The organism is Clostridium sp. Marseille-QA1073, from assembly GCF_054863625.1.
Genome location: NZ_JBSVQM010000005.1, coordinates 132,916 through 158,142, shown reverse-complemented (window position 1 = coordinate 158,142; position 25,227 = coordinate 132,916). Strand labels below are relative to the sequence as shown.

Here is a 25,227-nt window from a genome sequence, read left to right as displayed (position 1 = left end):
TTGATATAGAAATAAATTGATTATCCTTAGTATTAAGAGTGTATTTTATCTATATTTTTAATTATATATAAAATAAATACTTTTAAATAGTAAATATTAATCCAATAAGTTTAGGAAATATATACATAATTTCTATTAACTTTATATACTACTAATATTCCATTTTATATTTATATGTAAAGTTTTTTTAAAAGAATTTCACATATATGAATTTAAACATCTAAAAAGAAAATACTACCCCTATCAATTAAATTATTATCACTAAGGTAAATAGGAGTTATATTATATTTATCCAAAAATGTTAGTACTTCATTACCATATTTATAACTTTCTAAGTTTCCATAAAAAACCAAGTGGTTCTCATCCAATAGACCGCAGCTACCACCTATAAAACCATAATTCAGTCCAGGCAGCTCAATATCCCCAGGAGGAAGTAATAATATATTTATAGTTGTTTCTTTTAAAGCTTTTACAATTGACTTATCACTAGTAATAATTGCATTATCATTAACTATTACAGTAGAGCATTTAGTATACCCTTGTTTGACATTGATAAGAGTTTTATCTGTCATATATTTCAATAAAAATTCATCAGTATATTTAATATTATGTATAAAATAATCCTTTAGATTTACTGCATTTAAAGTAATATCATAGGGGTATTTTTCCTTTAGTTCATTTTTAGAAAATATAACATCAAAATTAAAATCATTTTGTAATAAATTGATGAAAGTTTTGTCCATGCTAAGGTGTGTCATTAACGTACTTTTTGAAATAGTATGAATTAGCATATCTGGATGACCACATACAGCATCATATAGTTTATCACTAGGAGGACATTTTAAAACTTTACAACCTAAAGTCTGTAAGGCTTTTATTTCACTATTAGAAATTCTAAAGTCTACTATAGCAAGTTTCATTTTATCACCTCAATTCAAATGTCGATAAATGTTTAAATTATTAATGCATATCCATTGTGAGAAAACGCATAATAAGATAGACATATAATTTTTAAAATTATATTAGCATTTTAGAAATCAGTTTACAAGTTATAGCTTTTGAGTTGTGGTAATTAAGCCATGTTATAAAGGAGTGAGCTATATGTTATTATTAACATTAATACAAGATGACAGCAAAGAGTATATAATAGATGAGATAAGAAATGCCAGAAATTATTTTAAATTAAAGAATGTAACGGTAGGTATTTCAGAAAGCTTAGAAAACAATCTTCATATTGTTAAAGTTTATTGTGATGATGAGAATTTTGATGAAAAGTTTCATAGAATGTTTAACTTATATATAGGTACTGTACTTTTTAAAGTTGTTATAAAAGAATTTTGCAAGAAAAACATTTCAAAATACTTATCGGATAATTTTTACTTTTTGAGGGGTGAGGACATAAAAGAAGTAAAAAATATCATAATTGATGTATTTGAAAATGAAAGCAATATAATAGATGACAATATGATATATTATATGAATAGAAAGAATGAAATCATAGATAAAATTGTTCTTTATCTAGAAGAGAATGATGAGATAAACATTAAAGGCTTTTTAACTTTTAGAATGAAGGAAATAGCACATGATTTAGAAAGCATAATAGATAAGATAGTTGAAAAGTTTATGATAGAAAAAGAATATAATGAATTTATTAAGCTATTAAGGTATTTTGTTGATGTTCAGGAAAGTAAGATAGACAAAGTTAATATTATGATAGATAAAAATGGAGATTATTTAGTAAAAGATGAACTTGGAAATGATATCTTAAATAACTTAATAAATGAACTTTATGATAGCAGAATAAGTTCAAAAGTAAGTTCGGAAGATTTAATAATAAGTGGTTTAATTACTTCTGCTCCTAAAAAAATAGTTATACATTGTGTGGAAAATTCCAGAAATAAAGAATTGATAGAAACTATTAAAAATGTATTTGTTGAAAGAGTAGAATTTTGTAATGACTGTCCAAAATGTACGCAACTTAAAAATAATATAAAGATGTAGTTTAAAATTGTTGACAACCAGAAAAACATATATTATAATACTACTTGTTGAATAAATGAATAATATTATTATTTAAAGAAGAAACAGCCGTTTCTCACCTTACAGCTAAGCTAGTAAGGTTAAACTGAAATTTGTATATTACAGTAGGGCGGCATTTGTCGCCCTTTTATTTATATATTTTTATAACACCTAGGAGGTGAAAACTATTAGTAAAAATAAAGATTTCATAATTAATGAAGACATAAGAGAAAAAGAAGTAAGAGTTATTAGTGCTGATGGTGAGCAATTAGGGGTTCTACCAACTAAGGAAGCCTTAAAAATTGCAGAAGAGAAGGAACTTGATTTAGTAGTTATTTCTCCAAATGCAAATCCACCAGTATGCAAGATTATGGACTTTGGGAAGTATGTTTATGAGCAACAGAAAAAGGATAAAGAAGCTAAGAAAAAGCAAAAAGTCATAAACATAAAAGAAGTTAGAATGAATGCTACTATTGAAGACCATGATATTGAAATCAAAGCAAATCATGCTAGAAAATTCTTACTAGATGAAGACAAAGTTAAAGTTACTGTGAGATTTAGAGGAAGAGAAGTTCAAAACTCACATGTAGGACATGAAATATTGAACTCTTTTGTAGAGAAGCTTGGAGATGTATATGTAATTGAGAAGCCTGCTAAGCAAGAGGGCAGAAATATGATATTAATATTAGCTCCTAAAAGAGCATAAACACTGAGAGGAGGAATTTTATTATGCCAAAAATGAAAACTCATAGAGGTGCAGCAAAAAGATTCAAGAAGACAGGAACAGGTAAGTTAAAAAGAGCGAAAGCTTTCAGAAGCCATATATTAACTAAGAAAAGCGCAAAAACTAAGAGAAATCTTAGAAAAACTGGATATGTTTCAACTTCACAAGAAAAAGCAATGAAGAAATTATTACCATACTTATAATCGAAGGTGAACTAGGAGGTATTTTAAATGGCAAGAGTAAAGAGAGCTGTTAACGCTCGTAAAAAACATAAAAAAGTATTAAAACTTGCAAAAGGATACTATGGTGGAAAAAGCAAGTTATTTAAAACTGCAAATGAGTCAGTTATAAGAGCATTAAGAAATGCATATGTAGGAAGAAAATTAAAGAAAAGAGATTTTAGAAAACTTTGGATCGCAAGAATAAATGCGGCTACAAGAATGAATGGACTTTCTTACTCAAGATTCATGAATGGAATGAAACTTGCAGGAGTAGACATCAACAGAAAAATGCTTTCTGAAATAGCTATTAATGATCCAAAAGCTTTTGCAGAATTAGTTGAAGTTGCTAAAAAACAACTAGAAGCTTAATTAAATATTGACTTTAAAATGTAGCCATAGGCTACATTTTTGTATTATACACTAATTTTAAATATTAATATGGAAATACTATAATATACTAAAAAAGTATATAATGAAAATAACTATAGTTTAAATACAGAGAGAATTGAGGTGTTTTTTAGTGGAATTAAAAATGAAAGATGTTTTAAAAAAGAGAGAATTTACTCCTATGCAGGTATTAGCCATTGGATATGCAGTTATTATATTTTTAGGCGCAATGCTATTAGCACTGCCTATATCAACAAATGCTAGAGTATCTACACCTTTTTTAGACTGTATATTTACGTCCACTTCAGCAGTGTGCGTAACAGGACTTATAACAGTAGATACAGGGACACATTGGAGCTATTTTGGTAAAACAGTAATTATGATGCTTATTCAAATTGGAGGCTTAGGATTTATGTCTTTTGCTACTATGTTATCATTAATTATAGGTAAAAGAATTACCCTAAAAGAGAGATTAGTAATGCAAGAAGCTATGAATTCGACATCTCTTCAAGGTATAGTTAAATTAGCAAAATACATATTAATATTTACTTTTTCTATAGAAGGATTAGGAGCACTTTTATTGAGCACTCAATTTATTCCTGAGTTTGGATTATCAAAAGGAATTTTCTATAGTATATTCCATTCTGTTTCAGCCTTTTGTAATGCAGGTTTTGATTTGATGGGTAATTTTAATAGTTTAATTAATTATAATGGAAATATAGTTATAATTTCTACTATATCTGCTCTTATAGTTACAGGTGGATTAGGATTTTATGTTTGGAATGAGATATATAATTACAAAAATATTAAAAAGTTATCTCTTCATTCAAAATTAGTAATATCTATGACTATTGCATTAATAATAGGTGGTGCAATTTTATTTTTCTTATTTGAATTTTCAAATGAAGCTACAATGGGAAGAATGAGCTTTAAGGATAGAATATTAGCATCAATTTTTGCATCAGTTAGTCCTAGAACGGCAGGATTTAACTCTATATCCTTACCAGATATGACTATACCATCAATTTTTTTAAGTATTATATTGATGTTTATTGGAGGGTCACCAGGATCAACAGCAGGTGGATTAAAAACAACAACTGCTGGTATATTATATATGACAGTTAAATCAGTTATTAAAGGACGAGAAGATACAGAGATATTTAAAAAGAAAGTAAGTAAGGATATGGTTTATAAGGCATTTTCTATTATGATTATAGCCTTAGGTTTAGTTATAATAGTAACAGTACTTCTTTCTATTACAGAGCATCAAACTGGCATGCCTTTTGAATATTATATATTTGAAGCAACTTCAGCTTTTGGAACAGTTGGATCCACATTAGGATTAACTCAAAAGTTAAGCGCTATAGGAAAAATAATTGTAGCCTTAACTATGTATGCTGGTAGATTAGGACCATTAACGTTAGTTTTAGCAATTTCAATTAATAGACGTAAGAAAGCTTTAGCTATAAAGTATCCAGAAGATAAAATATTAGTTGGGTAGAAGGTGGAAATTATGATTAAAAAGCAATTTATTGTAATTGGATTAGGGAGATTTGGAACATCTGTAGCAGAAACATTATACTCATTAGGAAATGATGTATTGGCAGTTGATGTTGATGAGGAAGTTATACAAAATATATCAGAGAAGGTAACTCATGCAGTTCAAGTTGATGCAAATGACGAGCAAAGCTTAAGAGCATTAGGAGTCGGAAATTTTGATGTTGCCATTATAAGTATAGGTTCAGATATTCAAGCCAGTATATTATCTACACTACTTGTTAAAGAATTAGGCGTTAAGCATATCATTACAAAAGCTAATAATGCACTTCATGCTAAAGTATTATATAAAATTGGAGCAAATAGAGTTATATTTCCAGAAAGAGATATGGGAGTAAGAGTTGCACACAATTTATGCTCTTCAAATATATTAGACTATATTGAATTATCACCAGACTTTAGCATTGCTGAGATTGTAAGTCCACAGGAATGGCATGAAAAGAGCTTAAAAGATCTTAATTTAAGAGCAGAATATGGAATAAATGTTATGGCGATAAAGAGAAATAATGAAATAGATGTTTCTCCTTCTGCTGATGAGATTATTCAGGCTAATGATATAATTGTAGCTATTGGTGGTAATCAAGAGCTAAATAATATAGAAAAGTTAGTAAGATAGGAGAAGATAATTTGCAATATATTAGTAGTAAAGAGAATTCACTAATAAAGCAAATAAAGAAATTAAAAGAAAAAAAGCATAGATTTGAAAATAAGGCTTTTTTAGTTGAAGGCTTTAGATTTATTGAGGAAGCATTAAAGTCATCCTTTAATGTAAAATATATTTTTATAAATGAAAATGCAGATAAAGAATACTGTGAGAAATATATAAGTATACATCAATGTAATGCTGAGATTTATACTGTAAGTGATATAGTTTTTAAAACTCTAACTAGCACTGAAACACCGCAAGGAGTAATTGCAGTAGTAGAGAATAAAGTTCTTAATTTAAAATACTGTGATGGATTTTATGTATTAGTAGATAAGGTGCAAGATCCAGGAAATTTAGGTACAATTATAAGAACTGCTCATGCAGCAAATGGACTAGGAATTATATTAACTAAAGGTACAGTGGATGTATATAATGAAAAAACTCTGCGCTCAACTATGGGATCTATATTTAATATTCCTATTATAGAAGATAAGGATTTAACTCTTGTTAAAGAGTTAAAATATAAAGGTTATAAGCTTATTACAAGTTCTCTTGATACAAATAATAACTTTTATGATATAGATTTAAGCGGTAAATGCATTATCTCTGTTGGAAATGAAGGTAGTGGAATTAGTAAAGAAATATATGAGCTTTCTGATGAAAAAGTTAAAATTCCTATGCCTGGTGGTGCAGAGTCATTAAATGCATCAGTTGCTGCATCTATTATGATGTATGAGGCTGTAAGACAAAAGAATGTTATTAAATAGTATTGAAATTTTATACAAACATAGGTATAATAGGTTTTAAATTAAAAATTAAATATTTTAAACTGTGAAGGAGAGAGTAGGTATAAGGTTACATACAGGGAGTAAAGGTCATAGATTGAAAGCCTTTATATGATAAATTTATACTGAAGTTCACTCTTGAGTTCTAATTGTGAAAATAGGTTTTGATTAAAACACTATAAGTAATGATTAGCGATTAAAATCGATAAATTTACTAAGAGGGTCTATTTTATAGTCCAATTAGGGTGGTACCGCGGATATTCCGTCCCTTTTTTAGGGACGGTTTTTTATTTTTAAATATATATTAGAGTAATTTATATTAAAGATATACATTATTCAATAAAAGTAATATTGTCTAGGAATTTTAATTAATCATTGTTATTTGAGAATTAATAAAAGGTAATAATTATTAATTATAAGAAAAATATGAAAGGAGATTTTAAAATGAGAGAAAAATTAGAAGATATTAAGCTTTCTGCTTTAAATGAATTGAAGACTGCTACTGAGAAGGTTCAACTTGAAAACATTAGAGTAAAATATTTAGGAAAAAAAGGAGAACTTACTCAAATATTAAGAGGAATGGGAGGTTTATCACCAGAGGAAAGACCACTTGTAGGTAAGGTTGCTAATGAAGTAAGAGAAACATTAGAAAATGCTATAGCTAAGGCAACTGAAGAAATCAAAAATAAAGAAAAAGAAAAAAGACTACAAAGCGAAATAATTGATATTTCTATGCCAGGCAAAAAGCAAATCATAGGTAATAGACATCCTCTTGATTTAACTTTAGAAAAAATTAATGAAATATTTTTATCAATGGGATTTTCTATAGAAGAAGGACCAGAGGTAGAAAAGGATTATTATAACTTTGAAGCATTAAATATACCTAAAGATCATCCAGCTAGAGGAGAACAGGATACTTTTTATATAAATGATAATTTAGTTTTAAGAACTCAAACTTCTCCAATACAAATTAGAACAATGGAGAATCAAAAACCACCAATAAAAATGATAGCACCAGGAAAGGTTTACCGTTCAGATGCAGCTGATGCTACTCATTCACCAATATTTTATCAAATAGAAGGATTGGTTATAGATAAAGGAGTAACTTTTGCAGATTTAAAAGGAACTTTAGAATTATTTACTAAGAAGATGTTTGGAGATGTTAAAACTAAGTTTAGACCACACCATTTCCCATTTACTGAACCTTCAGCAGAGATGGATGCTACTTGTTTTGTTTGTAATGGTGAAGGATGCAGAGTTTGTAAAGGAAGTGGATGGATAGAAATATTAGGATGCGGTATGGTGCATCCACAGGTTTTAAGAAATTGTGGAATTAATCCAGAAGTCTATAGTGGATTTGCTTTTGGATTTGGTCTTGATAGAATGGTTATGCAGAAATATGGAATTGATGATATCAGACTATTATACGAAAGTGATATGAGATTTTTAAATCAATTTTAATACAATGTTAAAGGAGGATTACCAATGAAAGTTCCAGTTAAATGGCTTAAAGATTATGTTGATATAAATATTTCCCCTAAGGAGTTGGCAGATAGACTAACACTATCTGGCTCTAAGGTAGAAGAAGTAGTTGTTTCAGGAGAAGAGATTTCAAATGTAGTCACAGGAAAAATAATAAAAATAGATAGACATCCAGATGCAGAAAAACTTGTGATTTGTCAAGTTGATATAAATGCTGAAGAACCAATTCAAATAGTAACTGCAGCTACAAATATGAAAGAACAAGACATAGTTCCTGTAGCATTACATGGCTCAACGTTACATGGCGGACTTAAAATTAAAAAGGGTAAATTAAGAGGTGTTGTATCTAATGGTATGTTCTGTTCAGAAGAAGAACTTGGAATAGCAGGAGACAAACCAGTTCACGGTCTTATGATACTACCACAAGATACTCAAATAGGCGTAGATATAAAAGAAATAGTCAATATAGGAAGTGCAGTAATAGAATTTGAAATTACATCAAATAGGGCAGATTGTTTAAGTGTTATAGGAATAGCAAGAGAAACAGCAGCAACATTAGGAACTACTTACAAAATGCCTAATTTAGAATATACTTCTACTTGCAGTGAAAATGTGAAAGATGATTATAATGTAGAAATAAAAGATGAACTTTGCAGAAGGTTTATGCTAAAGAGAATTAAAAATGTAAAGATAGAGCCATCACCACAATGGATGCAAGAAAGACTATTGGAAGCAGGAGTTAGACCAATAAATAATATTGTTGATATAACAAATTTTGTTATGCTAGAGCTTGGGCAACCATTGCATGCTTATGATGCAAGAGAAATAACAAGTAAAACTATTGTAGTTGAAAGAGCTAAAGATGGCGAAAAATTCACTACTTTAGATGAAATAGAAAGAACTTTAGATAGTGATATACTATGTATTAAAGATGGAGAAAGAACTGTTGGACTTGCAGGAATAATGGGAGGATTAAACTCAGAGATAAAAGAAGACACTGAGATGGTTATTTTAGAATGTGCAAACTTTGATGGTGTTAATGTAAGAAAATCATCGAAGAAACTAAATTTAAGAACAGAAGCTTCAACCAAATTTGAAAAAAATCTTGATCCTAATTTATGTGAAATAGCAGTAGCTAGGGTTGCTTCACTAGTAAATGAATTAAATGCAGGAGAAGTAATGGAAGAAGTAATAGATGTTTATCCAGAGCCTAAAACTCCACATTACTTAGAAGTAGATTCAAATTGGATTAATAAATTTTTAGGTATTGATATATCTAAAGAAGAGATGAAGAAGTATTTAGATAGTCTAGAATTAGCTACAGAAATTAAGGAAGATATATTAGTTGTAAAATCTCCTACTTTTAGAAGTGATATTAATATTAAAGAAGATATTGCAGAAGAAATAGTAAGAATTTATGGATATAATAATGTACCTTCCACAATAGCATTATGTGAAGCTACAAAAAGCGGGAAAAGTGAAAAACAAAAACTTGAAGAAAAGGTTGTAGATTCATTAATAAATAGTGGATTAAATCAATCTATAAGCTATTCTTTTGTAAGCCCCAAAATTTTTGACAAATTATTGATTTCTGAAGATAGTAACTTAAGAAAATCTATTTCAATTAAAAATCCTTTAGGTGAAGATTTTAGTATAATGAGAACTACTACATTAGCATCTGCTATGGAAGCATTATCAAGAAATTACAGTAAAAGTAATGAAGAGGCAAGATTGTTTGAAATAGGAAAGGTATATATTCCTAATGAAGATGAAAATAAGCTTCCAGAAGAAAGAAATATAGTTACAATTTCAATGTATGGAAATATGGACTATTTAGATATTAAGGGAGTAGTTGAGAATGTAGTTGAAGAACTAGGAATTGGAAGTGTAAGCTTTAAGAGAGAATCAGAGAATCCAAGCTTTCATCCAGGAAAAACTGCTGCACTATACATAGGAAAAGAATATATAGGTGTTGTAGGTGAAATTCACCCTGATGTAGCAAGCAACTATGATATGGATGTAAGATGCTATATATCTAAATTAAATTTAGATTTATTATTAAAACATGCTAAAGTTGATAAGAAGTATATTCCGTTACCAAAATTCCCAGCAGTAACTAGGGATATAGCACTTTTAGTTGAAGATGAAATATTAGTTCAAGAGATAGAGGATACTATTAAAAAACAAGGTGGAAACATACTAGAAAGTATTAAATTATTTGATGTATATAAAGGTAAGCAAATACCAGAGGGTAAGAAGAGTATTGCTTATTCAATAGTATATAGAAATAAAGAAAAAACTTTAACTGATAACGAAGTTAATAAGGTCCATGATAAAATTTTAAGAGCATTAGAGCATAAGTTAGGTGCAGAATTAAGACAAATTTAATCAATGGATAGATGATTTTTAAGAAAAGTGATTTACTCACTTTTCTTTATTTATGTAAAAAAACAATTATGAACTTTTACATAAATGTTAAAGGTTAATATTTATTGAATTTGAGAAAAGCAGGTTAAACTAGAGAATAATCAAGGAAACAGTTGAAATTATAGCAGTATTTTATTATTTTGGTTTATTTCATAAGGGTTTTATGTTAAAATAAGAACAACTATAATCTTTAAGAGGGTGTTTTAGTGAACATTATAACAGTTAAAATAAATGGTATGGAATATAATTTAAAAGGTGAAGAAAATGATGAATATTTACATATGGTAGCCAAATTTGTGGACAAACGTATTCGCACCTTAATGGAGAACAATTCTAAGTTAGGCCCAGGGGATGCCACTATATTAGCTGCTTTAAATATGGGAGATGAACTTTTAAAGAATAAAGAAAGCTACGAAAGGTTATCTGAAAACTACACAAAAGCGACCAATGACAATAAGATTTTAATTTCAGAATTAGAGCAAATGAAAAAACAGGTTGAATCTTTAGAGAGTATTAACAAGGAGCTTCAAGAGCAAGTTGAAAATTTGTCTGATAACCAAGATCTTAGATTAAAAGAAGAAATGGAAAAAATTGATTCTGAGATGGAGGTTATGACAGAGGTTTCAAAAGAAATAAAAAGTGAAAACGAAAAGCTTACTATGTTAAATAAAAAGTTAGCAGCTAGAAATAGAGAACTAAGATCGGATATTTGTGATAAAACTAGAAATATTAAAGAATTAGCTAAACAATTAGATAATAAAAATGAAGAATTAATAAGAGAAAAATTAAAAAACAACCCATTATTAAAAATTAAAGAATAGCTTTTTATAAGAATGAAATCTTTAACCTCCAGTTGTTAGAAATATGGAGGTTAAATTATTGTAAATAAAGGGGAAGAGGTTATGTGTAAATATGATATTTCAGTAAAAGAAATGTGGTTAAGCTATTTAAAGACTTTAGGTGAAAATGAAGAGACTACGAAAAAAAGCTATACTGCTTGGCATTTTTGTAATGATGAGAAGTCTGCCAATGAGTTAGCAGAACTTGTTTTACAAGGAACAAAAAGAGGAACAGCTTCTTTATATTATTGGTATAAAGAAGGAAGAGAAGGATTACCAAAAGCTGATGAATATAGTATAATTATTAATTGGCAAGGTATTGCTAAATGTATTATTAAAACCACTAAAATAGAAATTATACCTTTTAAAGATGTAACGGAGAAATTTGCTTCAATAGAAGGTGAAGGCGATAAATCCTTAGACTATTGGAGAAATGTTCATCGAATATATTTTGAAGATGAGCTAAAAGAAATAGGAAAAGAATTTAATGAAGATATGGAAATAGTATGTGAAGAGTTTGAAGTAGTATATAAATAAAAAATATCAAAACATAAGTATGAATAAAGAATTTTCTTTAGGGCATATAGCTCATAATTAATTAAATAATTATGAGTTTTTTTATTTAACAACTTTTTATATTTAGAAAGTCGTTAAATAATTTTGATAAAATATTTTATAAAATTAATAATAGAGCTATTTGTCTTATTAAGATAAACTATTTTATTTAAATAATTAGTGATAAAAACTACTATGATTGCATAGTTATATTTTAAGTAGCAAACATAGGAGGATTATCAATGAAGGTTTTGTTGTGTGCAAGACAGGATTATTTAAAAAGTTCTGCTGGTGACTCCATCATTGTAAAAAAGATTTACAAAAATTTAAGACAGTTAGGAGTTAATGTTGATATAGATAGAGGAGAGTTATATGAATATAATGATTATGATATTATTCACTTATTTAATATCAATGTTCCAGGAGAGATATATAGGTATTATAGACAAAGCCTAAAAGGAAAAAGTAAAATTGTGATTACTCCTCTTTATTTTAATATGAGTAATTATTATAACCATATAGGAGAAAATGAAAAACTAAAATTGTGGAATAGTTGTAATATATATAGAAGAGAACTTTTAAGAAAAAGTCACATGATTTTTTGTAATAGTAAGTGGGAATTAGAAAATTTAAAAAGAGATTTTAAGTTTGATACTCTTTGTAAGGTAATTTATAACGGAGTGAATATGTTAGAATATGAAGACGTGCCACTTTATAATTTTACAGAACGACATGACGTAGATAATTATGTGTTATCTGTAGGAAGAATATATGAGGCAAAAAACCAGCTAATACTTTCAAAGATTTGTAATGAGTTAAATTTACCTTTAGTTTTAGTAGGAGGAGTTTCAAATAAAAACTATTTTAAGAAATGTTTAGCTTATAAAAATGTACAATACTTAGGTTTTATGGATAACTATAATGTATATAATGCTTATAAATTTGCTAAAGTTCACGCATTACCTAGTTTTATGGAACTAACAAGTCTTTCTTCCTTAGAAGCAGCAGCAAGTGGATGTAATATCGTAGTAACAGAAGAAGGAGCTTCAAGAGAATATTTTAAAGATTTAGCTATATACTGTAATCCTTATGATGAAAATTCTATAAAAGAAGCTATAATTAAGGGATGTAATAATAGAAAAAATGATGAATTAAAAGAATATGTATGTGAAAAATATACCTGGGAAAATACTGCTAAGCAAATATATGAAGAATATTTAAAACTAATAAATAGTTAGTGGACTTTTTAGTCCACTTATTTTTATTTGTAGAAATTTGAATTTTCACTATTTAATATGGTTTAAACTATATTTATAACTAAATAATATAGGTAGGTTTTTATTTTTATAAATAAAAACTATATAATGGAATAAAAACTTTGTCTTATATACTTACTATTGGTATAATTATATTCGTAATTATAAGCTCAGTAATAGGAGAGATGAACATGAGGAAAATAGAACTATTAGCACCAGGTGGAAGCGTGGAAAGTTTACATGCAGCAGTGCTTTCAGAGTGTGATGCAATATATATGGGCGGAAGTAAGTTTTCAGCAAGAGCTTATGCTAATAATTTTGATGATGAGAAATTGAAAGAAGCAGTAGATTACTGTCATATATATAATGTTAAAGTCTATATAGCTGTAAATACTTTAATTAAGGAATCTGAATTTGAAGAGGCTATAGAATACGTTAGATTTTTATATGAAGTCGGAGTAGATGCAATATTAGTTCAAGATTTAGGACTATTTTATGCTATAAAGAAGTTATTACCAGATTTTGAGATTCATGCTTCAACTCAAATGACAGTTCATAATGGAGAAGCTGCATCATTTTTAAAAAAATTAGGCTTTAAGAGAATAGTACTTTCAAGAGAACTTTCATTGAAGGAAATTGAATATATATCTAAAGAATTAGATATAGAGACAGAAATATTTGTTCACGGTGCGTTATGTGTTAGTTATTCAGGACAATGTCTTATGAGTAGTATTATAGGTGGAAGAAGTGGGAATAGAGGACGGTGTGCTCAACCTTGTAGATTACCCTATACACTAATTAATAAAATTTCAAATGAAACAAGAGAAGGATACTTACTAAGTCCTAAAGATATTTGTACTTTTGAAGATATTAAAAAAATTATAGAAAGTGGAACTTCTTCTCTAAAAATTGAAGGAAGAATGAAAAGGCCTGAATATGTTGCAGGAGTAGTTTCAAGTTATAAAAAAGCTATTGATGCTTTTTATGAAAATGATGATGTTGTTGATATAAAAGGTGAGTATAGTAAATTAGCTCAACTTTTCAATAGAGAAGGATTTTCTAAAGCATATATGTTTGGAAATGTAGGGAAAGATATGATGGCATATAATTTTCCTAAGAACACGGGAGTATATATTGGAAAAGTAGAAAAGGATTTGACCATTAAGTTAGAAGAGAATATTCATCTGAAGGATGGAGTTAGAATAGGCGAAGGTGGATTTACTGTGTCTGGCATAAAGATAGGTAAGAATGAAGCACAATATGCTGCAAAAGGAGAAAAAGTAATATTAAAGCCTACTAGATATAAAGAAGGAGATATGTTATATAAAACTTCTGATATAGAACTTTCAAAAGAACTTTCAAAGATTTATGAAAATGTATATGGTAAGAAACTTCTAATAGATGTAAAAGTAGATTTTATAGTAGATAAACCTATAAAGATTATCACAAATTTTGATGGAAATAATTTTATTGTAGAAGGAGATTTAGTTCAAAAAGCAATAAAAAGACCAATAGATAAAGACAGTATAATTAAAAACCTTCAAAAATTAGGAGATACTCCATTTGAATTTAATAATATTGAATTTAAAGCCTTTGAGGAAGGATTTATACCAGTGTCTTCAATTAATTCTATAAGAAGAGATTTAACTGAAAAAATATTAAACTTTATAAAGGAAAGCTACAGAAGAGAAGATGAATTAAAGTTAACTGTTAATAATATAGAAAAACAGCCGCAAAAAGGTAAAGTTCCTGAGTTTTTAGTTGTAGTAAGCAACTTAGAACAATTAAAGGCAGCTTTAGATAGTGGAATGGAAAATATTGCAGTGGACTTTTTCTTTAAGGGTAATCAGCTGAAAATTGAGGAAATTAAAAACTATGGAAAGTTTAATTTATATATAAAAACTTCGAATATAATTAAAGAGGAATTTGAAGGTATTTGTGAATTTATAGATAAAAATTTAGAGAATATTAAAGGTATAATAACAGCTAACTTAGGTATTATAAGTAGATTTAGAGATAAAACAGCTTTAATTGGAGATTATAAACTAAATATATTTAATAGCTATAGTGGAGAATTCTATAATCAATATTTAGATGGAGCTTCAATAAGTGTAGAGCTTAATAATAAAGAAATAAATTCAGTTGTAAAAAATACTAACATTGCTTCTCAAATAGTAGTTTATGGTAAATATGAGCTGATGGTTAGTGAATATTGTGTAATAGGAAGCACCTTTGGAGAAAAGTCACTATGTTCTAATTGTACTGTTAATTGTGCTAAAGGTAACTATATTTTGAGAGATAGAAAAGGTGAAGACTTTAAGGTATTAACAGATAAGTATTGTAGAAGTCATATATTCAATAATGTTCCTGTTAATTTAATTCCTAATATGAAGGAACTGAGAAAGAACAATATACAAAGCTTTAGAGCAGACTTTATAGATGAAGATTATAATAAAACAAAAGAAATTTTAGATATAATTAAAAATGAAGAATTTTTAGGAGATTATACAAATTTTACAAGAGGACATTATAAAAGAGGAGTAGAATAGAGAAAGTTGGTGGTACAATGCAGGATAAAACTTTAAGAGTATTAGAATACCAAAAAATAAAAGAAAATATCAAAAAATACACAAGAACATCCGCAGCAAAAGATATTATAGATGAATTAGAACCTTATAATAATATATATGAGGTAAAAGAGCATTTACAAGAAACTAAGGAGGCTTTTCAATTATTAATAAAAAAAGGTAATCCTCCTTTTGAAGGAATATACGATGTTAGAGAAGCTATAAAAAGAGCAGAAAAAGGGTCAGTGCTTTTACCAGAACAGCTTATTAGAATTGCATCTATGCTTAAATGTGCAAGATTATTTAAAGATTATATAGCTCATAAAGAAGAGGAAGAAAGCTATAGGGTACTAGAAGACATATGTATAGGTATTGTTCCTCTTAAAAAAGTAGAAGATGAAATATTTAAAGCTATAATTAGTGAGGAAGAAATAGCTGATAGAGCATCTCAGGAACTTTATGATATAAGAAGAAAACTAAGAGAAAAATCTTCTTCTGTAAAGGATAAGGTAAATTCCTTAGTTAGAAGCAATTCTAAGTATCTTCAAGAAAACTTATATACTATAAGAGGGGATAGATATGTTCTTCCTGTAAGAGCAGAATATAGAGATGCAGTACCGGGTCTTATACATGATCAAAGTTCAAGCGGGGCTACTTTATTCATTGAACCTATGAGTTTGGTTAATTTAAATAATGAAATAAGAGAATTAACATTAAAAGAAAAAGCAGAGATAGAAAGAATATTAAGGATATTATCTCAAAGGGTTACAGATAATGTTGAAATAGTCGAAAATAATGGAAATATATTATGGGAATTAGATTTTATTTTTGCAAAAGCTAAATATGCTAGCGAAATTAATGCTATTTGTCCAGAAGTAAATAGTAATGGAATTATAGATTTAATAGAAGTTAGACATCCACTTATAGATCCTAAGGTAGTAGTACCGAGCGATATATATTTAGGAAGAGAATTTACTTCACTTGTAATTACTGGTCCTAATACAGGAGGAAAAACTGTAACTCTTAAAACTGTAGGACTTATTCACTTGATGGCAATGAGTGGTATCTTAATTCCAGCAAGACAAAATTCTGTAGTAAGTTTTTTTCATAAAGTTTATGCTGATATAGGAGATGAGCAAAGTATAGAACAAAGCCTATCTACTTTCTCTTCACATATGACCAATATTGTTGGAATTATAGAAAATGCAGATGAGAATTCTTTAGTACTATTTGATGAATTAGGTTCAGGTACAGATCCTACAGAGGGAGCGGCTCTTGCAGTTTCAATACTAGAAAATTTGAGAAAAAGAGGATGTAGAGTGGTTGCTACTACTCACTATAGTGAGCTTAAGGGATATGCATTAAAATCCATAGGAGTAGAAAATGCTTCTGTAGAATTTGATGTTGAAACCCTAAGACCAACATACAAATTACTTATAGGTATACCAGGAAAATCTAATGCTTTTGAGATTTCAAGAAGACTAGGGCTTCCAGAATATATTATAGACAGTGCAAGAGAAAATATTTCCAAGGATACTTTAGAGTTTGAAGAGCTTATTCAAAGCTTACAACAAAAAAGTATTAAAGCTGAAAATGACGCAAGAATTGCTGAAATGTTAAAGAAAGATGCAGAAAAGCTTAAAGAAAGATATGAAGAAAAGCTTTATAAATTTGAGAAGTCTAGAGAAAATGCACTTTATGAGGCACAAAGAGAGGCAAAACAGCTTATAAGAGAAGCTAAAGAAGAGTCTGATACTATTCTTAAAAATATTAGAGAGCTTGAAAGAATGGGATATAGTTCAGAGGTAAGAACAAAACTTGAAGAAGAGAGAAAGAAAATTAAAAACAAACTTGAAAATGCAGAATTTGCATCACAAAAAACAGAAGAAGCTAAAGGAGAAAAACTTAAGTCTATTAATGAAGGTGATGAAGTCTATCTTCCAAAATTAAATCAAAATGTTATAGTTATATCCAAAGTAGATTCTAAAGGTGAAGTCCAAGTACAAGCAGGAATAATGAAAATAAATGTAAAAGTTTCTGACCTTAGAAAATCAAAAGTATCGCCTGAGGATAAAAAGATTAGGAAGATGGAAAAAAGAGAAGCAAAATTAAATTTAAGAAATGTAGCAACTTCTGTAGATTTAAGAGGTATGGATTCAGAGGAAGCTAGTTATACTGTTGATAAATATTTAGATGAAGTTTATTTAGCAGGCCTTAATGAAGTGTCAATAATTCATGGAAAGGGTACAGGAGTACTTAGAAGTGCAATAACTGACTTATTAAGAAGCCATCCTCATGTAAAAGGATTTAGATTGGGAAATTATGGTGAAGGTGGTACAGGAGTTACTGTTGTAGAAATTAAGTAAATATAAAAGATAGAATCAAGAAATAAAAAATTATTTATTCCCATATATACGTTACAAAATCCTATATATTTGTATGAGAGGAGTGAGATTTTGGTTTTAGTAAGTGCATGTCTTTGTGGAGTTAACTGTAAATACGATGGTGGTAATAATCTTAGAGAAGAAGTTTTAAAGCTTCTAAAAGAAGGAAAGGCAATACCAGTTTGTCCAGAACAGTTAGGTGGACAAGAAACTCCAAGAGAACCACATGAAATTATACAGGGTGATGGTGCTATGGTTTTAGATGGTAAAGCTATAATATTAGGACCTAAAAATGATGATGCTACTAAAGAGTTTACAAAAGGAGCAGAAGAAACCTTGAAAATTGCAAAGGCCATAGGAGCAGAATATGCTATTTTAAAAGCTAGAAGTCCATCTTGTGGAGTAGGAACAATATATGATGGAACTTTTAGTGGTAATAAAAGAAGTGGCAATGGAGTTACAGCAGAACTTTTAATACGTAATGGTATAAAGGTATTTACGGAGGAAAATCTTAAAGAATTCTTTGATATATACAATAGTTAAGGATGGGAGCGGTATTTTATGAATATGAATGAAGTTAAAAAAATTGCAAGAGAAAATTTAAATAACAGTTGCAGAGTATGTAAAGCTTGCAATGGGGTAGTATGTTCTGGAGAAGTGCCAGGAATGGGTGGAAAAGGAACAGGAGACTCCTTTAAGGCTAACTTTGATGCATTAAATAATATAAAGCTAAATATGAGAGTTATCCATGACGCTAAAAATCCTGATATAAGCACAGAATTATTTGGAAGAAAAATGGATATCCCTGTTTTTGCAGCACCAGTTACTGGAACTACTTTAAATATGGGCGGAAAACTTACAGAGGAAGAATATATTTCTTCTGTTATTGATGGATGTGTACAAGCTGGTATATATCCAATGGTTGGAGACACAGCAGTTGATGCTTTTCTAATGACTAACCTGGAAGTATTAAAGAAATATAATGGTAATGGCATAGTATTTATTAAACCTTGGGAAAATGAAAATATTATAAATAAAATTAAGCTTGCAGAAGAATCAGGAGCTTTTGCTGTAGGAGTAGATATTGATGCCTGTGGTCTTATAACATTAGCATTACACGGTAAACCAGTTATGCCTAAAGGTGTAGAAGAGATAAAAGAGCTTGTAAGTAGTACAAAACTTCCTTTTATACTAAAAGGTATAATGACCGTCGATGAAGCTATACTTGCAGTTGAAGCAGGAGTAGATGCAATAGTTGTTTCAAACCATGGAGGAAGAGTACTAGATCAAACACCGGGAACTGCTGAAGTCTTAGAGGATATAGCTAAAGCTGTTAAAGGAAAAGTAAAGATACTAGTAGATGGTGGAGTAAGAAGTGGAGTAGATGTATTAAAAATGTTGGCTCTTGGTGCCGATGGAGTGCTTATAGGAAGGCCATTTGTAACGGCTTCCTTTGGTGGAAAGGTAGAAGGAGTAAAAACATATATTGAAGAACTAAAAAGTGATTTGAAATCCTCAATGGTATTAACAGGTTGTAAAAATATAAAAGATATAGATAGTAGAGTTCTATATAGAAAATAATATTATCCAATAAATGAAAATCCGCCTTTGGAGCAGATAACTGTTTCAAAGGTGGATTTTTTACTAGGGACGGTTCATTAAAAATACTCATATTTTCTAATTATCATATAAAAATTTTGTTTATGGCCTTAGGCGATGTCAATAATTATAGAAAGCTATAATTATTGGAGGAGTTAAGATGGATATATTTATTAGGGACGGTTCATTAAAAATATTTATATTTTCTAATTATTATATGACAATTTTGTTTGAGGATTTAGGTAATGGTAATAATTATAGAAAACTATGTTAATTGGAGGATGCTGTATGGCTAGAGCAGCTAGAGTACTAAGTGCAAGTGGAATATATCATGTTATGACTAGAAGCTTTCCTGATAAACCTTTGTTTTACGATGATGAAGACAAAGAAAAAATGCTTCAAATATTAAGAAAATTACAGATTGAAGAAAATTTTAAAGTTTATGCTTATTGTTTAATGGATACCCATACCCATTTTTTGATAGACATTAATGGTGGAGATTTAAGTAAAATGATGAAAAAGTTTAACTTAAGATATGGAGGATATCTTAGAAAGTACAAGAAACATAAAGGACCAGTGTTTAGAGATAGATATAAAAGCAAACCTATAAATAGTGATGCATACTTAATAGAAGTTTCTAAATATATACATAGAAATCCAGTAGATATAAAAGAATATAAAGAAAAGCCAGAAGAGTACACGTATTCAAGTTTATCATTGTACCTAGGATTAGAAAAAAATAGATTTAATCTTTGTAATGAAGAATATATAATGAGTTTCTTTGGTAGGAGAAAGAGAAGAGCAAGAGAGAACTATTATAAAACTATGTTTAATGTAGAAAAAGAAAAGCTTAAAGAAATGGAATTTGAAAATGATAAATCAGAATATAGAAGTGAAAAGGTTATTTTACTTAGAAATTGTTCAGAAGAGGAAATAAGTAATTTTGTCTGTAAGAAGACAGGAATTGAACATATAGAGTTAAAATTAAAACATAGAAGAAAAAGTAGGAAAGCAAAGGCTATATATGTAGTATTTTTAACTCAGTTTAGTGGTAAAAGCCAAAAAGAGATATGCAAAACATTAGAAAATATAACACAATCTAATGTATCTATGCTTTGCAAATATGGAGTAGAACTAATAGTTAGAAATAGATTTTACCAAGCTATGTTAGATGAGTTAGTAGATCTAAATGCTCAAAAGATAGCATAACGATTTAAAATAAAAAATCTAAAAGCATTATTTATGTACACACAAAGTAGGACAAGCTTAAGAATTACAATAAAATTTTGATGAAACTTAAAATATCAACAAATCTAAAGATATTTAATTATAGTAAATATTTATTTATTTATTTATTTATTTATTTAAGGGACGGTTCATAATTTAGTTTAATTATATTATAAAATTTTAGTCAATAAGAATGAACCGTCCCTTAGTTAGCTTATTTTAATGAATACCACCAACTGCCTTATTAATTGCATCCCAAGTTAATGGTCCAACTATACCATCAGGAGTAAGCCCGTGACTACGTTGGAAACTTTTAACTGCAGACTCTGTTCTAGGTCCAAAATAACCATCAGATTCAAGACTATAGCCTATATAAATAAGGCAATCTTGTAATACTCTTACATCACTTCCTGATGAACCTATAGATAAAGTTCTAATATAAGCTGATTGAGTGTATGATTGTGAAAAGCTTAATTTCCCCATTGACTCTTCAATATTAGTTTTAGTTGTAGCCTTTGCTGGTATTACTAATCCTGTAGTGACCATAGTAGCAGTTAATGCTACGATAAAAAGTTTTTTCATGATAATTCCCCCTTAAAATTTATTATATTTATACAAATATATACTATTTATATAAATATTGCCATAATAGTCCAATAAAATCAAATTATTTATTTTTTATACAATATTATGATGATAAATATAATTATTTAATATAAATTGTGAAAATATAAGTTATATTAAGTGCACTATTTAAGTTTAACTCAAGGGCTATTTTACATAGCTATTTTTTATACAAATTTTTACTGTACACAGATCTCTATTTATGAATTAAATTACTATAACCTATATACTTAGAAAGTACTGAATTTCTCAGTATATGTATAATAAAGTTAAATATATTATTCACCAGTTAAAGTCTTTAGATAAATTCGAGTAAGAATGGATTTATAAGCATTAGCAGTGAAAGAATAATTTTAGGAGAAATTAGCGCTATTAAGGTATTTACTATAGAAATAGGGACGGTTCATAATTATATTTAAAATGAATTATAGTATTATATAAAAATATGAGAATAAAAATGAACCGTCCCCTAAACATAGAAAAAAGTCTACTTACATTAAAAGTAAGTAGACTTTTTTCTATGAATTTAAATATAAATTTTATTTTACTTTAAGATGATGAGCTAAATAAGTAGTTATTTCTTTATTGTTTGCAGAGCTAGCTGGTGTGAAAGCATAACCAATTACAGCCATTTTATTATTTTGTGGCATATGTATTTGAATTTGCTTATAATATACTTCATCTTTTAAAGCATCTATAGAACCAGTTTTATTAAGTATGTCTAACCATTCTTTATCAAGCTTGTTGCTATCCACTAAAGATTTGATTGATTCAGGTGAAAGCTTGATGTCTAATTCAAATAAAGCACCTTGTCCACTTGGAAGATTTATAGCTTCAGAATTAGTTACGTTAAAAATAAGTCCTTGTTGAGTATTTTCAAGTTCTTTCTTTACAAGTTCAGCATATTTACTCATGTCTCCTAAGTCTTCTTTAGGTAAGTCTAATATATTAACATTAGCATTAGAAACAAAATTTTCAGTACTTTCAGAAACGTTTAAAAATGATACTATAGGAGCCATTGTTTTCTCGTCAACTTCCCAATTTGTAGGGATTGATGCAGTGAAATTCTTTCCATCGTAATCTTTAGTTTCAAAGCTAGCTTTCATAGGCTCTACAGGTTCTGCTTTTTCTTTAGAAGAACAGCCTCCAAAAGTAAATACAGCTAAAACAGCCGTTAATAAAAGTAAATTTTTTAATTTTTTCATAAAATAACCCTTCCTTTTTAATGTAAAATTATGTTGTAAAGTATAACAATATGTAATATTATCATGAAATTGTAAAAATGTAAATGAAATTTTATGAAATATATGGGTGAAAATGTATAATTAACTCTAAAAATTAATTTAAATTAGTGTATTATATAAAATATTTTTAATTAAAAAAATTCATTCTAAATTAAATGTACTATAGATTCAATTTGAGAATAAAATCTTACATATTTATTATAACAAAGGTAATTAAATGCTTTTATATTTAGAGGTATTAGCTATAGTAATTAGTTCTGAAAAATTTTTAGCCATAAAAAGGAACAATAGAATCTTTTAGAAAATAGAGATAGTTTTATTAACTAACCATATCTGGGGGACGGTTCATGATTATGTTTTAAGTTATATTATATTATTTTATAGAAATATAAGAATAAAAATGAACCGTCCCTTAAAGAGTATAAAAGTAACTGGTAAGTGTAAGTATAGTAGTTATTAAAAGAGATGAAATAGTTCTTATTGTGGATATGTTCTTAAATAAAATTTTAATAATAATTATTATTAATTAGAAAAGTAAGATAGATATAAAATCTAGAATATGTTGATAATGATGATTGCAAGCAGTATAATACATATTAGATAATGTTATTTTAATAGAATAATTTTTTATTTATAATATAAAGCAGCTTTTAATAGCTGCATATTTTAAAGATATGTAATGAAAATGATTATTATTATCATTATTTTATGTTTAATATCATATAGGTATAACAGAGATTTAAAAATATCACATATTTTTGTTGACTTTTACAATCATTAATATAAAGCAAAAAATCATGATAATTATAAAAGCATAATAATAAAAGGGAGTGAATTACTATGCTTAATAAAGGGATGAGGGAATATGATATAACAAATATAACAGAGGGAAAATGTTCTGTTTGTAAAGATCTTACTAATATATATAATTTAGAAGCTAATGGCCATGAATTCAAGATTCCTAAAGAAATAGGACATGGGTACTTCAAACAAATTGTTTCTTATGAAAATATTCAAATTATAGATTTCAATATGACTTTTCATAAAAAAATGGAGGTGCAAGGTATTTCAAAGACTCCACATATAGATATGTTTTTCTGTGTAGGAGATGGAATAGAATGGGAATTTGAAGGGAATAAAGATCAATTTGGACTTTCTAATGGAGAGAGTTTTTTCGCTAAGGCTAAAAATAGAGAAAATATAAAAAGATGTACTTATTTACCTGAGCGAAATTTTAATTTTATAGAGATCAAAATTCATCCTAAGAAATTTCATCAAATAACAGAGAACATTGAAAAAGAATGGAATACATTTTGTAATGGTAAGAAGGATGAGATATTTTATAGAGATAAGATTACGCCATCTATACAGGTTGTTTTACAACAAATACTGAATTGTCCATATGAAAAGGGATTAAAAAACATTTATATGGAAGGTAAGATACTTGAAATTCTTGCAATATATCTTAATGAAAGAATTTATCAACAAGAAAAACATAATTCAATAAAGCTTTCTAATGAAGATATAGAAAGCCTCTATAAGGCTAAAGAAATTTTGGACAATAATTTAGTTGATCCACCTACGTTAACAGGATTATCTAAGATGATATGTCTTAATGAATTTAAGCTTAAAAATGGATTTAAAGAGATATTTGGCGATACGGTATATGCATATGTTATCGATAAGAGATTAGAAACAGCTCGTTTGTTGTTAGAAAAAAAGAATATGCAGGTTAGTGAAGTTGTAAGCCTAGTGGGATATGCAAATGCAAGCCATTTTGCTTCAGCTTTTCGCAGGAAGTTTGGAGTTAATCCAAAGGAATATTTACAAAACGTAGTTAAACAATGAGATATAGAATATCAAAAAATTGCTGTGTAGAAAAATGATAACAGCAATTTTTTATTTAATAATCCTTTTTTCGTCTTTTTAAATCCTTATATGAGTAGAGAGGAAGAATTAGTTCTTTTACAATAAATGATAGGGATAATCATTATCAATAATATTTTTGAAGAAAATTAAAATATCAACTTATAAAGGAGGTGTATTAAGTAAGCAAAGTATAATTACACTTCAATAATATTAAAGTAACTTTAAAAAACTAACCAGTATATTAGCATCTTTGGTATCTTTAAATAGTTATTTTTTCGGATGCTTAAGATGATAGGTATAAAGGGAAAAGGAGAAGAATTGAATGTCAAAACTATCACTAGAGGAAGTAAAATATATAAAAAACAAATTGATGGAGAAAGGTTACAGATTAACGGTTCAAAGGAAATCAATAGTCAATATTATTATAGAAAATAAATTTGATCATTTATCTATAAAAGATATCTATGATCTTGTAAAAATTACCATACCTGATATAGGTATTGCAACGATATATAGAACTGTACTTTTACTAAAAGAAATAGGTTTTTTGCATGAAATTGATCTAGGTGATGGTTTTACTAAATATGAGATTATTCCTATAGGTTCCAAAGGATATCATCCACATTTAATATGTTTAAATTGCAAAAAGATTGTAGAGATTGAAGCTGAACTTTTAGATAAAGTAGAACGCACAATAGAAAATAATAATAAGTTTAAAATAAATAACTATAATATTATATTTTATGGGCTATGTAGTGTATGTAATGAAAATAGTTAAGCTTTATACATAATAAAAAATTAAAACAATTAAATGT

Annotated in this window: 22 protein-coding genes and 2 other annotated features; of the genes, 19 read left to right on the top strand and 3 right to left on the bottom strand. The window is 28.0% G+C overall.

What is annotated here, in order from left to right; genetic code table 11:
* Nucleotides 1–212 precede the first annotated feature (212 nt).
* Complete coding sequence (locus ACY1IQ_RS06400; protein ID WP_461613183.1) at nt 213–920, bottom strand: DUF6873 family GME fold protein; 708 nt, start codon at nt 918–920, stop codon at nt 213–215.
* Nucleotides 921–1,101: 181 nt separating this feature from the next.
* On the opposite strand from ACY1IQ_RS06400, the gene ytxC reads away from it, so the two are divergent.
* The 17 genes from ytxC to ACY1IQ_RS06315 all read left to right on the top strand — a co-directional run bounded on the left by ytxC (nt 1,102) and on the right by ACY1IQ_RS06315 (nt 20,657).
* Nucleotides 1,102–2,001, top strand: a complete 900-nt coding sequence (ytxC, locus tag ACY1IQ_RS06395) for a putative sporulation protein YtxC (RefSeq protein WP_461613182.1) — start codon at nt 1,102–1,104, stop codon at nt 1,999–2,001.
* Nucleotides 2,002–2,070: 69 nt separating this feature from the next.
* Nucleotides 2,071–2,177, top strand: a sequence feature (ribosomal protein L20 leader region).
* 20 nt (nt 2,178–2,197) lie between these two features.
* Nucleotides 2,198–2,725 carry a translation initiation factor IF-3 gene (gene infC, locus ACY1IQ_RS06390; RefSeq protein WP_461613181.1) on the top strand — a complete coding sequence of 176 codons (528 nt, stop codon included), beginning with the start codon at nt 2,198–2,200 and terminating at the stop codon, nt 2,723–2,725.
* Between the two features lie 23 nt (nt 2,726–2,748).
* Nucleotides 2,749–2,946, top strand: a complete 198-nt coding sequence (gene rpmI, locus ACY1IQ_RS06385) for a 50S ribosomal protein L35 (protein ID WP_291564431.1) — start codon at nt 2,749–2,751, stop codon at nt 2,944–2,946.
* Between the two features lie 27 nt (nt 2,947–2,973).
* Nucleotides 2,974–3,333: a 50S ribosomal protein L20 gene (gene rplT / locus ACY1IQ_RS06380; RefSeq protein WP_039631142.1), complete on the top strand. Its 360-nt coding sequence runs from the start codon at nt 2,974–2,976 to the stop codon at nt 3,331–3,333.
* 163 nt (nt 3,334–3,496) lie between these two features.
* Nucleotides 3,497–4,852 carry a TrkH family potassium uptake protein gene (locus ACY1IQ_RS06375; RefSeq protein ID WP_461613180.1) on the top strand — a complete coding sequence of 452 codons (1,356 nt, stop codon included), beginning with the start codon at nt 3,497–3,499 and terminating at the stop codon, nt 4,850–4,852.
* A 12-nt stretch (nt 4,853–4,864) separates the two neighbouring features.
* The gene (locus tag ACY1IQ_RS06370; RefSeq protein WP_461613179.1) at nt 4,865–5,524 is read left to right on the top strand and encodes a potassium channel family protein; all 660 of its coding nucleotides are present in this window, start codon (nt 4,865–4,867) and stop codon (nt 5,522–5,524) included.
* An 11-nt stretch (nt 5,525–5,535) separates the two neighbouring features.
* A complete protein-coding gene (locus ACY1IQ_RS06365; RefSeq protein WP_461613178.1) occupies nt 5,536–6,321 on the top strand; it encodes a TrmH family RNA methyltransferase in 786 nt (261 codons plus the stop codon).
* A gap of 55 nt (nt 6,322–6,376) precedes the next feature.
* Nucleotides 6,377–6,612, top strand: a binding site (T-box leader).
* A gap of 171 nt (nt 6,613–6,783) precedes the next feature.
* Nucleotides 6,784–7,800: a phenylalanine--tRNA ligase subunit alpha gene (pheS, locus tag ACY1IQ_RS06360; RefSeq protein ID WP_461613177.1), complete on the top strand. Its 1,017-nt coding sequence runs from the start codon at nt 6,784–6,786 to the stop codon at nt 7,798–7,800.
* A gap of 24 nt (nt 7,801–7,824) precedes the next feature.
* Complete coding sequence (gene pheT, locus ACY1IQ_RS06355) at nt 7,825–10,209, top strand: phenylalanine--tRNA ligase subunit beta (RefSeq protein ID WP_461613176.1); 2,385 nt, start codon at nt 7,825–7,827, stop codon at nt 10,207–10,209.
* Nucleotides 10,210–10,454: 245 nt separating this feature from the next.
* Nucleotides 10,455–11,069 carry a cell division protein ZapA gene (locus tag ACY1IQ_RS06350; protein WP_461613175.1) on the top strand — a complete coding sequence of 205 codons (615 nt, stop codon included), beginning with the start codon at nt 10,455–10,457 and terminating at the stop codon, nt 11,067–11,069.
* An 81-nt stretch (nt 11,070–11,150) separates the two neighbouring features.
* On the top strand, nt 11,151–11,624 hold the full coding sequence (locus ACY1IQ_RS06345) for an ASCH domain-containing protein (protein ID WP_461613174.1): 474 nt from the start codon (nt 11,151–11,153) through the stop codon (nt 11,622–11,624).
* Nucleotides 11,625–11,884: 260 nt separating this feature from the next.
* Nucleotides 11,885–12,880, top strand: a complete 996-nt coding sequence (locus tag ACY1IQ_RS06340) for a glycosyltransferase family 4 protein (protein WP_461613173.1) — start codon at nt 11,885–11,887, stop codon at nt 12,878–12,880.
* A gap of 209 nt (nt 12,881–13,089) precedes the next feature.
* Entirely contained in the window at nt 13,090–15,447 is a 2,358-nt protein-coding gene (locus ACY1IQ_RS06335; RefSeq protein ID WP_461613172.1) for a DUF3656 domain-containing U32 family peptidase, read from the top strand.
* 17 nt (nt 15,448–15,464) lie between these two features.
* On the top strand, nt 15,465–17,831 hold the full coding sequence (locus tag ACY1IQ_RS06330) for an endonuclease MutS2 (RefSeq protein ID WP_461613171.1): 2,367 nt from the start codon (nt 15,465–15,467) through the stop codon (nt 17,829–17,831).
* Nucleotides 17,832–17,921: 90 nt separating this feature from the next.
* Nucleotides 17,922–18,392 (top strand): 2-thiouracil desulfurase family protein, encoded by a 471-nt coding sequence (locus ACY1IQ_RS06325; protein ID WP_461613170.1) that lies wholly within the window; start codon nt 17,922–17,924, stop codon nt 18,390–18,392.
* 18 nt (nt 18,393–18,410) lie between these two features.
* Complete coding sequence (locus tag ACY1IQ_RS06320; RefSeq protein WP_461613169.1) at nt 18,411–19,430, top strand: alpha-hydroxy-acid oxidizing protein; 1,020 nt, start codon at nt 18,411–18,413, stop codon at nt 19,428–19,430.
* A 306-nt stretch (nt 19,431–19,736) separates the two neighbouring features.
* Nucleotides 19,737–20,657: a transposase gene (locus ACY1IQ_RS06315; RefSeq protein ID WP_461613168.1), complete on the top strand. Its 921-nt coding sequence runs from the start codon at nt 19,737–19,739 to the stop codon at nt 20,655–20,657.
* A gap of 237 nt (nt 20,658–20,894) precedes the next feature.
* Here ACY1IQ_RS06315 and ACY1IQ_RS06310 read toward each other — a convergent pair whose 3' ends face one another.
* The gene (locus ACY1IQ_RS06310) at nt 20,895–21,257 is read right to left on the bottom strand and encodes a peptidoglycan-binding domain-containing protein (RefSeq protein ID WP_461613167.1); all 363 of its coding nucleotides are present in this window, start codon (nt 21,255–21,257) and stop codon (nt 20,895–20,897) included.
* Nucleotides 21,258–21,838: 581 nt separating this feature from the next.
* On the bottom strand, nt 21,839–22,504 hold the full coding sequence (locus ACY1IQ_RS06305; RefSeq protein ID WP_461613166.1) for a hypothetical protein: 666 nt from the start codon (nt 22,502–22,504) through the stop codon (nt 21,839–21,841).
* A gap of 879 nt (nt 22,505–23,383) precedes the next feature.
* Here ACY1IQ_RS06305 and ACY1IQ_RS06300 point away from each other — a divergent pair.
* The gene (locus ACY1IQ_RS06300) at nt 23,384–24,391 is read left to right on the top strand and encodes a helix-turn-helix transcriptional regulator (RefSeq protein ID WP_461613165.1); all 1,008 of its coding nucleotides are present in this window, start codon (nt 23,384–23,386) and stop codon (nt 24,389–24,391) included.
* A 343-nt stretch (nt 24,392–24,734) separates the two neighbouring features.
* Nucleotides 24,735–25,190: a Fur family transcriptional regulator gene (locus ACY1IQ_RS06295; RefSeq protein ID WP_461613164.1), complete on the top strand. Its 456-nt coding sequence runs from the start codon at nt 24,735–24,737 to the stop codon at nt 25,188–25,190.
* Nucleotides 25,191–25,227: the final 37 nt, after the last annotated feature.